This is a genomic window from Cytobacillus spartinae (assembly GCF_042865285.1).
Taxonomy (GTDB): Bacteria; Bacillota; Bacilli; order Bacillales; family Cytobacillaceae; genus Robertmurraya_A; species Robertmurraya_A spartinae.
In genome coordinates this window covers 25950-38882 of record NZ_JBIACK010000003.1, presented here as the reverse complement: position 1 = coordinate 38882, position 12933 = coordinate 25950, and the positions used below count along the sequence as shown (strand labels likewise).

At 37.2% G+C, this 12933-nt stretch carries 16 protein-coding genes; 9 read left to right on the top strand and 7 right to left on the bottom strand.

Features of this window, described 5'->3' with window-relative positions; translation table 11 throughout:
- Positions 1-20 precede the first annotated feature (20 nt).
- Positions 21-1286 (bottom strand): MDR family MFS transporter, encoded by a 1266-nt coding sequence (locus ACFYKX_RS08165; protein ID WP_389359921.1) that lies wholly within the window; start codon positions 1284-1286, stop codon positions 21-23.
- 98 nt (positions 1287-1384) lie between these two features.
- Between ACFYKX_RS08165 and ACFYKX_RS08160 the strand changes: the two genes are divergently transcribed.
- The 4 genes from ACFYKX_RS08160 to ACFYKX_RS08145 all read left to right on the top strand — a co-directional run bounded on the left by ACFYKX_RS08160 (position 1385) and on the right by ACFYKX_RS08145 (position 5064).
- Positions 1385-3175 (top strand): ABC transporter substrate-binding protein, encoded by a 1791-nt coding sequence (locus tag ACFYKX_RS08160; RefSeq protein ID WP_389359919.1) that lies wholly within the window; start codon positions 1385-1387, stop codon positions 3173-3175.
- A 71-nt stretch (positions 3176-3246) separates the two neighbouring features.
- Positions 3247-3972, top strand: coding sequence for a ZIP family metal transporter (locus ACFYKX_RS08155; protein ID WP_389359917.1), 726 nt, complete (start codon positions 3247-3249; stop codon positions 3970-3972).
- Between the two features lie 121 nt (positions 3973-4093).
- Entirely contained in the window at positions 4094-4786 is a 693-nt protein-coding gene (locus ACFYKX_RS08150; RefSeq protein ID WP_389359915.1) for an HAD family hydrolase, read from the top strand.
- 92 nt (positions 4787-4878) lie between these two features.
- Positions 4879-5064 (top strand): hypothetical protein, encoded by a 186-nt coding sequence (locus ACFYKX_RS08145; RefSeq protein WP_389359913.1) that lies wholly within the window; start codon positions 4879-4881, stop codon positions 5062-5064.
- Between the two features lie 467 nt (positions 5065-5531).
- Here ACFYKX_RS08145 and ACFYKX_RS08140 read toward each other — a convergent pair whose 3' ends face one another.
- The 3 genes from ACFYKX_RS08140 to ACFYKX_RS08130 all read right to left on the bottom strand — a co-directional run bounded on the left by ACFYKX_RS08140 (position 5532) and on the right by ACFYKX_RS08130 (position 6944).
- Entirely contained in the window at positions 5532-5723 is a 192-nt protein-coding gene (locus tag ACFYKX_RS08140; protein WP_389359911.1) for a YfhD family protein, read from the bottom strand.
- A gap of 114 nt (positions 5724-5837) precedes the next feature.
- Positions 5838-5966 carry a YfhE family protein gene (locus tag ACFYKX_RS08135; RefSeq protein ID WP_389359909.1) on the bottom strand — a complete coding sequence of 43 codons (129 nt, stop codon included), beginning with the start codon at positions 5964-5966 and terminating at the stop codon, positions 5838-5840.
- A gap of 75 nt (positions 5967-6041) precedes the next feature.
- Positions 6042-6944: a TIGR01777 family oxidoreductase gene (locus ACFYKX_RS08130; protein ID WP_389359907.1), complete on the bottom strand. Its 903-nt coding sequence runs from the start codon at positions 6942-6944 to the stop codon at positions 6042-6044.
- Between the two features lie 148 nt (positions 6945-7092).
- Here ACFYKX_RS08130 and recX point away from each other — a divergent pair, with 148 nt between their 5' ends.
- Positions 7093-7902, top strand: a complete 810-nt coding sequence (recX, locus tag ACFYKX_RS08125) for a recombination regulator RecX (RefSeq protein WP_389359905.1) — start codon at positions 7093-7095, stop codon at positions 7900-7902.
- A 26-nt stretch (positions 7903-7928) separates the two neighbouring features.
- Positions 7929-8252 (top strand): YfhH family protein, encoded by a 324-nt coding sequence (locus tag ACFYKX_RS08120; RefSeq protein WP_389360523.1) that lies wholly within the window; start codon positions 7929-7931, stop codon positions 8250-8252.
- A gap of 21 nt (positions 8253-8273) precedes the next feature.
- Here ACFYKX_RS08120 and ACFYKX_RS08115 read toward each other — a convergent pair whose 3' ends face one another.
- The gene (locus ACFYKX_RS08115) at positions 8274-8444 is read right to left on the bottom strand and encodes a YpzG family protein (RefSeq protein WP_389359903.1); all 171 of its coding nucleotides are present in this window, start codon (positions 8442-8444) and stop codon (positions 8274-8276) included.
- Between the two features lie 43 nt (positions 8445-8487).
- Entirely contained in the window at positions 8488-8664 is a 177-nt protein-coding gene (locus ACFYKX_RS08110) for a small, acid-soluble spore protein K (RefSeq protein ID WP_389360521.1), read from the bottom strand.
- A gap of 141 nt (positions 8665-8805) precedes the next feature.
- Between ACFYKX_RS08110 and ACFYKX_RS08105 the strand changes: the two genes are divergently transcribed.
- Positions 8806-9075: a YfhJ family protein gene (locus ACFYKX_RS08105; protein ID WP_389359901.1), complete on the top strand. Its 270-nt coding sequence runs from the start codon at positions 8806-8808 to the stop codon at positions 9073-9075.
- 1166 nt (positions 9076-10241) lie between these two features.
- Here the strand turns inward: ACFYKX_RS08105 and ACFYKX_RS08100 are convergent.
- The gene (locus ACFYKX_RS08100) at positions 10242-11222 is read right to left on the bottom strand and encodes a metal-dependent hydrolase (protein ID WP_389359899.1); all 981 of its coding nucleotides are present in this window, start codon (positions 11220-11222) and stop codon (positions 10242-10244) included.
- A gap of 112 nt (positions 11223-11334) precedes the next feature.
- On the opposite strand from ACFYKX_RS08100, the gene ACFYKX_RS08095 reads away from it, so the two are divergent.
- Both ACFYKX_RS08095 and mutY read left to right on the top strand, forming a co-directional pair.
- The gene (locus tag ACFYKX_RS08095) at positions 11335-11637 is read left to right on the top strand and encodes a hypothetical protein (RefSeq protein ID WP_389359897.1); all 303 of its coding nucleotides are present in this window, start codon (positions 11335-11337) and stop codon (positions 11635-11637) included.
- Positions 11638-11817: 180 nt separating this feature from the next.
- Positions 11818-12909 carry an A/G-specific adenine glycosylase gene (gene mutY / locus ACFYKX_RS08090; RefSeq protein ID WP_389359895.1) on the top strand — a complete coding sequence of 364 codons (1092 nt, stop codon included), beginning with the start codon at positions 11818-11820 and terminating at the stop codon, positions 12907-12909.
- Positions 12910-12933 lie beyond the last annotated feature (24 nt).

Genomic DNA, 12933 nt, shown 5'->3' with positions numbered 1-12933 from the left:
TAAGGTTACTAGATTGCGCACTATCTGGTAGTAACTTCATGAGAAATCTTCACTTCTTTAGCTTTCCCATAACTAACGGCAGACCTGAAACAAATTAAACCTGCGATTCCAATTATAAAATAAAGAGCTGCCATGACACTAGACGGGACAAATGCGCCGATTGTTAACCCTAAGCTTCCGATTAACATTGCAACATTAAATGATAATTCATTGATTGCCATGTAAGAGGCCCTCGAATCATCCTGAACAATACCAGCAAGAATAGTTTGCTTCGTAGGAGAATAAATCAGTTCACCTAACGTAAACATAAAAGCAGCTAGAATTAGAATGGTGAAGTTGTTGCTAAAACCAAGTGTTCCAAAAGCAATTGAATAAATAATCAGTCCAACTGTTAACACGGTTTGACGATTAAATCTACTCAGCCATTTTGAAAGATGAATAGTGGCTACAACGACACAAATGGTGTTGATTAAAATAATAATACTAAACATTCTAACCCCACTAATGTCCATCCCGAAAAATTCCGCATGGAACTCCTGTTTTAATCTGACCGCGATATATTTATCCAATTGGAATTCCAATGACATAACAAAAATAGTGCCTAATACAAATACCATGAACCTTCCATCTTTAAGTACATTTAAGTAGTTTGAAAGAAAACTCTTCTTTCGTTCTGGTTTTTCAACCTCCGTTACTAACTCCTCACTTTTCACAGGGAGTGTTTCATGGATGAATTTTAGGATGATAAGTAAAGTCGTTAAACTAACCACCGCAAAGAAACAGAAAAGGGGGAATCGATTACTTTCAAAAAATAGGCCCCCGAGTGTTGCCCCAATCGCTATCGCAATGTTTCCTGACCAGTACTGTAAGCCGTAAATGAAGGGCCGATCCTTCTCTGAACTACTATCGATAATCATGGCACTAGCAGCTGGGTTAATAACTCCAGAGCTTACATTGCTGATGAGAAACATGACATAGGTTAGCCAAACTGAGGTGTAAAAAGGTGAGTTGGCAAATGCCATAACGGTTAGTGCGGACACTTGAATCGTTAACGCAAACAACATCACTTTTTTTCTTCCTAATCGATCAGACAAATATCCAGAATAGAGCCCTGCAAGGATGGAGCATAGAACATTAATCATCAATAAAATTCCAGCTAACCCTTGCCCTACTTCTATTGAGAAATAGATAGCCATGAACGGGAAGATGGCCATTTGTGTAAGATCTGTAGCAAAATCCGTAAATAATCTAATCTTAATATTACGTTGTAAATTGCGAAATTTCATATTATCTACCTTCCTTCTTCTCTTTAAATTATAATGAAGAAAATAAGAAGAAAAACTGTAAACAGATAATAAGTAATTTCGTATTTTAGGAGAGAAGAATGGATATATTAGAGCACTATATCAATATGAGATTATCTTTTTCAGAGGTAAAGGAACACGAAGAGGTTTACACAACAACAGGGGAATTGGCAGGAATTCTTTCTTGTACCATGAGGAATACAAATCTCATTGTTAAGAAATTTTTGGAACAGGAGTGGGTTTGTTGGAGCCCACAGAAAGGGAGAGGTAGAAAGTCACCTCTAAAATTTAGGCTATCTTTATTAGAAGCTGCTCGTATGTATCTTGACCAACTAACAGAGGAAAAAAGGATTGAAGAGGCTTATATCTTTGCTACATCCTCTCACTTTCCTAGTTATGTAAAAGAGGTGTTAGTAAGTTTATTACAGGATCACTTTGGTCTTCAGTCAACGAATAAAACGAATCAAAGGCTAGATATTTTAAAAATCCCCACAGATGCGCAAATCCATACTTTAGACCCTACCAAAATTGCCATCGTTCATGAAGCACATATTGCTAGCCAAATTTTTGATACACTCATTCGTTATGATAAAGCTAACCAATCCTTTCAGCCCGGATTAGCATTGGCCTGGGAAGAGAAGTTAAGTGGCAAAGAGTGGACATTTTACTTAAGAAAGGGCGTACTTTTTCACCATGGAAGGACGATGACATCTAAGGATATCCAATATACCTTTAATCGGTTACGATCTGATAAAACCATCCCAACTAGAGAGATGTTTGATTGTATTGAAAAAGTAGAAGTATATGATGATATCACTGTAAATTTTGTATTGAAGGAACCAAGCTACCTTTTTCTAGATTTAATCAGCAGCTTCTATGCATCCATTCTTCCGTTTGATGTGAATTTTACCGAAAAGAAACCAATTGGAACGGGGCCTTTTAAAGTAAATCGTCATGAGGAACATTTATTAATTTTGGATGCTTTCCAAAGTTATTTTGAAGGTAGAGCGTTTCTTGACCAAATTGAATACTGGTATATTCCAAAATCTTTAACAGAAGAGACGAATGTTCCATTAAAAGAGAATCATCATAAAAAAACTACTTACAAGGAACTAGGTAGCTTTTTCCTCGCATTTAATTTGCAAAAACCCGGCATTCATCATGATCAACATTTTCGTTTAGCCTTAAAGCATTTACTCGATGGAAAGCGGCTTGTTTCTGAGCTGGGCTTACCACGACGTCAAGCAGCCAGTAGCTTTCTTGATTATAAGAGTAAGGATCGTAGCTTGTTTAACCTTGATAAAGCTTTAGAGCACTTATTTTTGAGTGGATATAAAGGTGAAGTGATTGAAGTTGCAACATTTAGGTTCAAAGAGGGCATTGAGGATATGAACTGGCTGAAAGGGATGTGTGAAACGGTAGGAATCCGCTTAAATGTCACCACAGTCCCTCTATCTATGATTTACAGTAAGAATGAGGTTAACAAATATGATGCTTTTTATGTAGGGGAAACGTTTGAAGAGAATGAAGCATTAAGTCTATTTATTATGTACAAGAGTGAAAACAGTGTTTTACGGATGATATTAAATGAACCTTATCGAAAAAAGCTAGATTTGATGTTGGAAAAAGTAGCTGGTGAATCAACTCTCCTCAATCGTATTCAGCAATTTTTATTGATTGAAGAGTGGCTATGTAAGGAGGCTGTTATCATTTTGACCTATCATACACTAGAGGAACAGAACTATCATCAAGCGTTGAGTGGTATCGAATTTTCCGGGTATGGAATGCCGAATTTTCGTCGTCTATGGGTTAAGAGGAGCAGAGAAGAGAGTGGGTCAGAACTAGTTAGTTACTCGATTTATATTCCGTAATAGAATGGAATGGTAGTTGGATAAACTATACATACTAACTCTATATTACCTTCTAAAGGAAGGCGAACACGATGTTGAATGCTGCTTTATGGGGCGGAGTGGCTGGATCCGCTGTTTTTTTAGGTGCTTTATTGGGGATCCTGGTTCGCATCAAAAAGAAATGGATTGGTATGATCATGGCTTTTGGCACAGGTGTTCTAATCGGTGCCGCGTCGTTTGAACTGCTTGAAGATTCTATTACAGAAGGCGGAATTTATCCAACTGTCATTGGATTTTTATTTGGCGCATTGCTATTCACACTAGTCGATTTTTTCATAGCTAGAAAAGGTGGAAAAGAGCGTAAAAGATCCAAAGAAGGGACAAAAGCATCTGCTGGTCTTGCTATATTTTTTGGTACCGTTTTTGACGCAATTCCAGAATCGGTTATTATTGGATTAAGCCTTCTAAAGTCTGATACTGTCAGCCTTTTGTTAGTCGTTGCAATCTTTATTAGCAACTTTCCAGAAGGGTTATCAAGTAGTGTAGGGTTAAAGAAAGATGGCTACTCCAATCGGAAAATACTCTTTCTTTGGTTTATTGTATTGGTTTTATCTGCAATTAGCTCGCTTGGGGGCTACCTTTTCTTGAGTGAAGCGTCTCCTTTATTGATTGCCGGAATTGGAGCATTTGCAGCTGGTGGTGTAGTCGCGATGGTTTCATCAACTATGATGCCAGAAGCATATGAAGAGGGTGGACCTGCTGTCGGGTTCATTGCTGCTTTAGGGTTACTTAGTTCACTTATATTGAGTCATTTATAGTACATTAAAAATTTGCTAAGGCAACAGCTCATGGGAGTTGTTGTCTTTTGTTTAATTTTAAGGAATTTTTTACTAGTTTTTAAAAGGTAAATCTGTTTAGATAAGAAATGAGGTGATGGTTATGAGTAAATATAAAGTGATATTATTTGATTTGGATGGGACACTTACAGATCCCAAAGTTGGAATTACGAAGTCTGTTCAATATGCTCTAGGGAAAATGGGGATATCTGTTACAACACTAGACCAACTTGATAGTTTTATTGGGCCACCATTGAAAGACTCTTTTAGTGAGCTTTATCATTTTAATTCAGAAGAAGTGGAACAAGCTATTCAGCTTTACAGAGAAAGGTTTGTAGAGCATGGGATGTATGAAAATGAAGTATACGAGTCTATTCCCGAGCTGCTTCATTCTTTAAAGGGTCAAGGTAAGAGTCTGGTCATTGCTACATCTAAGCCTACTGTGTTTGCAGAAAAGATCCTTCAATACTTTAAATTAGACAGCTATTTTGACTTAATTGTAGGTAGTAACCTGGATGGGACTAGATCAGCTAAGACAGATATTATTCAATACATACTTGATGTAAAGAAAGACTGTACACTAGAAGATTTTATTATGATTGGTGATCGGAAACATGATATAATCGGTGCCAATAATACGGGTATTGATTCAATCGGAGTCACCTATGGCTACGGATCGCATAGTGAGCTCATGGATTCAGAACCTACTTATATCGTCCATACTGTTAAAGAAATCGGAGAACTATTGCTTGAAAGATGTGAAATAACATCAGCGAATCAACACCAAAAATTTTAAAAAGCTTCTTCTATTACCTTCTACAACCATAAGAAAAGGAGTATGATAGAGTCATAGGAAAATTGGCTTTATTACAGCATTGAGGTGGACATATGAAGACTTTTCGCATTTCGTGGTTTGCAGTTGTGGAGGATGATTCTGTTTTAGAGGGAAGAAGCCTTATTCGAGCGGATGATGAGGAAAAAGCTTTAGAGGAACTATTTGCTCAAAAGTTGCATGAGTATCGTTTAAAACCAAATATGTTAAACATACAATCAGTGATTGAAATCGAATTATAAAACTAAGTGGGACAAATTGTTCCACGTTTTTTTATTCTATGAAGTGTATATTTCAGCCCATACTTTAATAACTTGTGTGGCATCTATTTAGAAAAACGAGAAGGGTCTTAAAAGTTATCCACCGTTTTATCCATAGATAAAATGCATATTTCAAGGTAATCCACATACTTATCAACAATATCCACAGAAACAGTTGTAATTATTCACAGTATTTTATCAACAAAAAATATTATAGGAAAATGTAAGTGGGATAAAGAACCTATTAATTTTATCCACATTATCCACAACTATGTGGATAAATATGTTCACAACTTACATAAGTGCACATGATCTATTAAATATGTATCAAAGCTACGCAACATCAAACACATCTTTACAAGTTATTATCAAGCAGGGAGAAATTTATCCCTGCTTTTTAAAAGAATAGTTGTGGATAACATTACAATTACATCATAGAGATAGAATCTTTAGTCAAGGTTCATTTTCTTTTTAGCCCGAGCATCAGCGGCTTTCGAGCGAGCCATCGCTTCTAAATCTTCGTGATCAGCTAAGTCACGATCAAATTCAACATCAATACCATCAGATTTCATATTTTTCGGTACTTGTGGAAGTTTGCCTTTATTTCGATCACGTGTTTTATGTCCGTGTGAACGACCCAACCTACATAACCCCTTTCAGAAATAAAAGTACGGAAAACCATGTTTCCGTACTTTTATGTTTACCTCATCTTAAATTGTTATGAATGGAAAAGTTATGTTTGTTGAAAAGCGATTTTAGTGCCTAGATTTTTTCTCTGAAAATCCACCAGCTTGATCTGCCAACTTAAACTCCCTAGAATAAGTTACTTCTTGCATACTTGATAAAGTACTTTTAGACTTGTCTTTTCTCTTTTTATCAGCCATTTAAATCTTCCTTTCAAAAAGAAAATAATACAATCTTTCCTTATTTTTCCCAGATTGAAAGAAAAGATACTCTCTTTAAGAATAAATATCTGAAAGAGCATTCCTTAAATTCGCATATTTAAAAGAATAACCACTGTCAATTAATTTGTTGGGTAAGACTTTTTGGCCTTTCAACACTAAGTCGCTCATCTCACCTAAAAGCAACTTTAAGGCAAAAGAGGGAGCAGGAATCCAATGAGGACGATGTAAAACTGAACCTAAAATCTCTCCAAACTCCTTCATTCTAACGGGCTGAGGTGCAGTGAAATTAACGGGACCGATTAAATCCTTATTTCTTAACGCAAATAAAATGGCGGAGACTACGTCTTCTAAGTGTATCCAAGATACCCATTGCTCACCTGAACCAACAGTCCCACCTGCAAATAACTTATAAGGGAGAACCATCCTTGGGAGAGCCCCCTCATTTTTATCTAAGATAATTCCGAAACGACAAAAAACCGTTCTTATCTCTTCTTTTTTAGCTTCGGCTGCTTTCTCTTCCCACTTTTCAACCGTTGTGGCTAAAAAGTCACTTCCAGCTTCGTTATTGCTCTCAGTAAATACTGTAGAAGTTGATGTACCATAAAAACCGATTGCACTAGCATTGATTAAAGTATCTGGCTTCTTTTGGAGTTTATGTATGATGTCTAAAACTTCTTCGGTCGCTTGGATTCGACTACTTACAATCCGTTTCTTTCTCTCTTCAGTCCATCTACCGCTATTAATGGACTCTCCAGCTAAATTGATAAAAACATCGATTTCCCTCATCTCGTTAGCCGGATGATCACCCTCGTTTAACCACTGAACATAAAACAGATTCTGATGATTACTTTGTTTTTTGTTACGAGTCAGTATGAAAACGGTGTGTCCGCATCTTAGTAGTTCATCTTTCAAAGCTTTCCCTACAAATCCTGTTCCTCCGGTTATCGCAATCCGCATGTTGTGCCTCCTGTCTAATGAAACTGTTAGTTATATCTTACGCTTTTTATAGCCAAAATCCTTCATGAAAACTCATCAAGATTTCTAAAGGCCTTACATATGCTAAAATTCTCCCTATTATGTTACATTTATATCGAGGTGACAAACGATGCCTGTGATTACAAAAATAGCGGTACAGAAAAATAATCTAGACCGATATAGTATTTTTGTCGACTATGGGAAAGGTGAAGAGTATGCTTTTAGTGTCGACGAGGATGTGTTAATTAAGTTTAATCTAAAAAAAGGAATGGAATTAGATGACTTTTCGCTAACTGAAATTAATTTTCAAGATGATATACGAAAAGCATATAATCTAGGTATTCATTATTTATCCCGAAAAATGAGAACTGAAACGGAAGTACGTGATTATCTTAAAACAAAAGAAGTGGACGAGCCTATCATTCAGGAGGTTATTCACAAGTTATATGAGTATCAGTTTTTAAACGATCCTGAATTTGCTGGAGCCTATGTTCGAACACAAATGAATACCTCTGAAAAAGGTACTGACTTAATCAAAAGGGAATTAAGAGAAAAGGGAGTTTCTAGCACCACTATTGAAAATGCCTTAATGGAGTATACTTTAACTAAGCAATTAGAAAATGCCAAACAGTTATGCGATAAATATATTCAAAAATACAAGAAAGATTCAGAACGAATTCTAAAGCAAAAACTGGAGCAACTGCTATTACGTAAAGGCCATCCTCATCAAGTAATTTCCCTAGCGCTAGAAGAAGTAGCGTTTGAAAAAGAAGAGGATGAAGAAATGGCAGCATTGCGCCATCAAGCAGAAAAAGCTCATCGGAAATTTTCAAATTTTACTGGTTTTGAATATAATCAAAAAATGAAACAGACTTTGTATAGAAAAGGATTCTCTATCGATATGATTGAGCGATATTTAAACGAGAGAGAAGACTATTGATTAAAGACAATCTTGAGGTGAATGCAATGGAAAGAAGATATAGTGATATGACGGTTAGTGAGCTTCAACAAGAAATAGCTAATTTAAATGATAAAGCGAAAAAAGCAGAACAAATGGGGATGGTAAGTGAATTCGCCGTACTTGAAAGAAAAGCAATTATGGCCAAAGCTTACCTATTAAACCCGGCTGAATACAAAGCTGGAGAAGTGTACGAAATTGAAGGAGACCCAGGTTCATTTTTTAAAATCGACTATATGAATGGAATCTTTGCCTGGGGAAGTCGAGTCAACAGTGATAAAGAAGAAGCACTACCGATTTCAATGCTTAAAAGAAACGAGAGCCAGAATTAGACTGGCTCCCGATGAGTCCATTTACGATCTTTTTCTCGTTTGGTGTTCTAAAATAATGAGGTCTTGAGTTTGTTGTGTTTCACCATTTACTTGCGCGTGAGCGTGTTTTGGTCGATACCATGGTGCTGTAAAAGGACTTGAATAAGGGTTGTTGTCAAAAAACTTTTTACTACTTTTGTTTTTGCCGCCCATAAAAAAGCCTCCTTAAGTGGTTACATCTTGGTGAGTTCCAGTTCTATTGAAGTTCTGATGTATCACTTTTACGATTAGCTGATGCTCTCATTCGTTCCTGTGGCTGTGTATTAATGCTGCCATCGGCTCTTTTTGAAGCATATTCAGCTTTTGCACGAGGTTCGCCTTCAAATTTGTTATCGTTACCATATGGGAAACCCTTCGCTTTATTACGTACCATCATCAAACCTCCTCAAACGAGAGATAGCAAAACGTGAAAAACAAAGAAAGTCAATGCTAATCACGTACTCATATTATTGGCCACCCAGTAGATGAGTATCATCAATTCTTGCGATAAAAATATGGTAAAGAGGTGATTTAGATGCAGGATTACCAAAATAAATTAATTGAGTTACTTTTAGAGAAAAATAAAGATTTGTCGGCTCAAGAGGCACAAACCTGGGTAGAGTTACTTTGGGATGATTTTGAAACAACCTATGCCAAGGCTGGTAGAGAATATAAAGGTAGTGAAATGACAGAAAAAGTTGTAAGACAATGGATTCAAAATTATGGTGAGAGACTTCACGAGTTTGTTGCAAATAATCCGAAGTATAAGCACTTTTTAGAACAAGATCCTAAGAAGCTTAACTAAGAGACGATGTCGTTTTGAGGCATCGTTTTTTAGTTAATATGTGAACTTTCGACAAATCTAAGGGAAATGCAAGGGGTGAGTCAGAAGGCGCTTGAACTTCTGACAGGACTAAGGGAAATAGCAACGGGTGAGTCAGAAAGTGGTAGAACTTCTGACAGGACTAAGGCAAATGGCAAGTGTTGAGTCATAAGATGGTTAAACTTCTGACAGGACTAAGGCAAATGGCAATCGTTGAGTCAGAAGCTACCTGAACTTCTGACAGGACTAAGGGAGAATAGCAAGCGTTGAGTCAGAAGGTGACTGAACTTCTGACAGGACCAAGGGAAAATTGCAAGCGTTGAGTCAGAAGGTGACTGAACTTCTGACAGGACCAAGGGAAAATTGTAAGCCTTGAGTCAGAAGGTGACTGAACTTCTGACAGGACCAAGGGAAAATTGTAAACGTTGAGTCAGAAGATGATCGAACTTCTGACAGGACCAAGGTAGAATTGCAAGCGTTGAGTCAGAAGGTGACTGAACTTCTGACAGGACCAAGGGAAAATTGTAAACGTTGAGTCAGAAGAAGATCGAACTTCTGACAGAACCAAGGGAGGATTGCAAGCGTTGAGTCAGAAGGTGACTGAACTTCTGACAGGACCAAGGTGAATTACAAGCGTTTGAGTCAGAAGAAGATCGAACTTCTGACAGGACTAAGGCAAATGGCAATCGTTGAGTCAGAAGCTACCTCAACTTCTGACAGGACTAAGGAGAATTCCAATCGTTGAGTCAGAAGAAGATCGAACTTCTGACAGGACCAAGGAAAATAGCAAGTGCTAAGTCAGAAGAAGATCGAACTTCTGACAGGACTAAGGCAAATGGCAAGCGTTGAGTCAGAAGTTACCTGAACTTCTGACAGGACTAAGGAGAATTGCAAGCGTTGAGTCAGAAGGTGCCTGAACTTCTGACAGGACTAAGGCAAATGGCAATCGTTGAGTCAGAAGCTACCTCAACTTCTGACAGGACTAATGAGAATTGCAAGCGTTAAGTCAGAAGAAGATCGAACTTCTGACAGGACCAAGGAAAATAGCAAGTGCTAAGTCAGAAGTTAATCATCATAAAACTAACAAGCCACCAAATTAAGACACCACAAAAAAACGCACACCCACTAAAAATGAGTGCACGCCACGCCTAATTTGGAATGATATCCAATTTCTTTCTTAATTTTTCCTCGCTAAAAATCCATCCAGTATAGGACGTTTTGATATTTAAATCCGTATCAAGCTGGACGACTGCCACAAATGGATAGTGTCCATTACTACGATATCTTAAGTCGATAAATCGCACCTCATAAAAATCATCGTACTCATCTACTTCCCACCTATAGACAGGTGAAAAGGATAAGAAAGCCGAAAGATTCTTGTCTTTTTTAGCAGCGTCAATTACGGGTGTTTCGGGAACAGCTACTCGGTTAAATTGATCTAGTATTGTGACCTTATTATTGTGAGAGCGCCCCACAAAGAATTGGTGCTTATTCATAACGGCAATCCGCCATTGGTGAAACTTCATAGTGGGAGCAATGATGATCTCTGTTGCATCAGGAACTAATTGTTTAACAGCTCTAAGCACTGCTTTTTGGGTAATAAACCTTACGATGTAATACGCGACAAGAACCGCATAAATTCCTAAAAATGTATAGCCGGGATGCGCTCCAAATGCCCAAGCAATAAGCCCCAGTATATGGATCCCAAAAATGAAAGGATCAAATGTGTTAATAACACCTAATGCGACCCATTTCGACGAAAAAGGGCGTAAAGCCTGGGTCCCGTAGGCGTTGAAAATGTCGACAAAAACATGAAGGAAAACGGCTATAAATGTCCAAATCCATAAGTGGAGTAAATTTGCTTCAGGAAAAAACGGATAAATGACCGCAACAATCCCTAATGGCCAGAGCAAAACAGCTGGGATTGAGTGAGTAACCCCTCGGTGATTTCGAATGTAAACAGCATTATTTCTCAATTTTAATACGGTGTCAATATCTGGAGCTTGTGAACCAACAATGGTGGCGATCATAACACTGGATGCAGTGACAGTACTGTTTGCAACTACCGGATCAAGGGTAGCAAGTCCTCCGAGTGCTAAGCCCATTACAACGTGAGTACCTGTATCCAAATGGAAAGGACCTCCTTTTTAGGCAATAAAATATACCTTGTTAATATTATTTTATCAGTAAATTACTTGTAAAAATAGTTTATAATAGCTACTTTTAAGGAGTTGTAATAAAATGAAACATAAAGTTCAAATGATCGTCAAATATGAAGTGAAACAACCCTTTATTTCACAGTATCAAGAGGTAGTCAAAAACATTTTTCGAATGTTACCAGCATACGAAGCCATTGACTTTAATGTTATACAAACCGATGCGGAACCAAATCAGATTATTGAGACCTACATGTTACCAACAGAAGCTCATTACCATGCCCTTAAAAAACTACGTAAATCTGAAAAGCATTCTGTATTTGGCTGCTTAGATCAGATTATTATTGGTGGTTTAAAGCAGATGGAATGCCTAGCTTTGAAAAAGTAGCCGCATTAAACCATTATAGTCTTCGAAAAATGTAGCACTATCAATCCTATTATGTTTCCTATTTCAACAACTCATTATTTAAATTTTTTGCGTTTATCACTAGGCTAAATCTAAGTGTAATTACACCTTATTAGTATATTCCCTTATGTGGTCTATGTTTAACATCTTGGAGGCACAATTATGGCAAGTAGTTTAGAAAATCTAACAAAAGTAGATATAGCTGGATTCCAAAAAGACTTGATTGGATGGTTTGAAGAAGAACAAAGGGAATTACCTTGGCGGAAGGATCAAGATCCCTATAAAGTATGGGTCTCAGAGATTATGCTTCAGCAAACACGCGTAGACACGGTCATCCCGTATTTTAATCGTTTTATTGACCAATTCCCAACCATTGAGGCATTATCAAGTGCGGACGAAGATAAAGTTTTAAAGGCTTGGGAGGGATTGGGTTATTACTCGAGGGTACGCAATCTTCAAACAGCTGTTAGAGAGGTTCATGAAAAATATGATGGGGTGGTGCCTAATACACTAAAAAGTATATCTACCCTAAAAGGTGTTGGACCTTATACCGCTGGTGCAATTCTTTCTATTGCATACGGAATTCCTGAACCGGCAGTAGACGGAAATGTAATGAGAGTCTTATCCCGAATTCTTTCGATATGGGAGGATATTGCAAAGCCAGCAACACGAAAAGTCTTTGAGGAAGCAATTAGAGAAATGATCTCACATGATAATCCATCTTTCTTTAACCAAGCCCTTATGGAGCTTGGGGCACTAGTATGTACACCAACAAGTCCTTCATGTTTATTATGTCCCGTAAGAGACCATTGTCATGCCTTTCATGAAGGTACACAAAATGAATTACCAATTAAAACAAAAAATAAAAATCAAAGAAAAGTTCAAATTGGAGCCGTCATCATAAGAGATGAAGAGGATCATGTCATCATTCATAAAAGACCGAAAGAAGGATTGTTGGCAAATCTTTGGGAACTGCCAAATACAGAAATCCATTTACCTTTTATAAATGAAAAGGACCAAATCAAAAGTGAACTAAAACAAGCATATAATTTAGACATTGAAATGGGCAACCTACTAGGTCAACTAGAACATGTTTTTTCTCACTTAATTTGGAATATCAATATATACGAGGCAAAACTTACTTCGGATTTTAAACATGCAAACGATGTAAAAATAGTTACAAAAACTGAACTAGAAGAGTTTGCATTTCCTGTGTCTTATCAAAAAATTATCAAACACTATATAAATGAATAATTTTAATACCCCGCACAATAAGGC

Bases quoted from the DNA above. Each gene is read 5' to 3' on its own strand.
- ACFYKX_RS08165 (WP_389359921.1), bottom strand. From the start codon at position 1,286: ATGAAATTTCGCAATTTACAACGTAATATTAAGATTAGATTATTTACG.
- ACFYKX_RS08160 (WP_389359919.1), top strand. From the start codon at position 1,385: ATGGATATATTAGAGCACTATATCAATATGAGATTATCTTTTTCAGAG.
- ACFYKX_RS08155 (WP_389359917.1), top strand. From the start codon at position 3,247: ATGTTGAATGCTGCTTTATGGGGCGGAGTGGCTGGATCCGCTGTTTTT.
- ACFYKX_RS08150 (WP_389359915.1), top strand. From the start codon at position 4,094: ATGAGTAAATATAAAGTGATATTATTTGATTTGGATGGGACACTTACA.
- ACFYKX_RS08145 (WP_389359913.1), top strand. From the start codon at position 4,879: ATGAAGACTTTTCGCATTTCGTGGTTTGCAGTTGTGGAGGATGATTCT.
- ACFYKX_RS08135 (WP_389359909.1), bottom strand. From the start codon at position 5,966: ATGGCTGATAAAAAGAGAAAAGACAAGTCTAAAAGTACTTTATCAAGT.
- ACFYKX_RS08130 (WP_389359907.1), bottom strand. From the start codon at position 6,944: ATGCGGATTGCGATAACCGGAGGAACAGGATTTGTAGGGAAAGCTTTG.
- recX (WP_389359905.1), top strand. From the start codon at position 7,093: ATGCCTGTGATTACAAAAATAGCGGTACAGAAAAATAATCTAGACCGA.
- ACFYKX_RS08120 (WP_389360523.1), top strand. From the start codon at position 7,929: ATGGAAAGAAGATATAGTGATATGACGGTTAGTGAGCTTCAACAAGAA.
- ACFYKX_RS08115 (WP_389359903.1), bottom strand. From the start codon at position 8,444: ATGGGCGGCAAAAACAAAAGTAGTAAAAAGTTTTTTGACAACAACCCT.
- ACFYKX_RS08110 (WP_389360521.1), bottom strand. From the start codon at position 8,664: ATGGTACGTAATAAAGCGAAGGGTTTCCCATATGGTAACGATAACAAA.
- ACFYKX_RS08105 (WP_389359901.1), top strand. From the start codon at position 8,806: ATGCAGGATTACCAAAATAAATTAATTGAGTTACTTTTAGAGAAAAAT.
- ACFYKX_RS08095 (WP_389359897.1), top strand. From the start codon at position 11,335: ATGAAACATAAAGTTCAAATGATCGTCAAATATGAAGTGAAACAACCC.
- mutY (WP_389359895.1), top strand. From the start codon at position 11,818: ATGGCAAGTAGTTTAGAAAATCTAACAAAAGTAGATATAGCTGGATTC.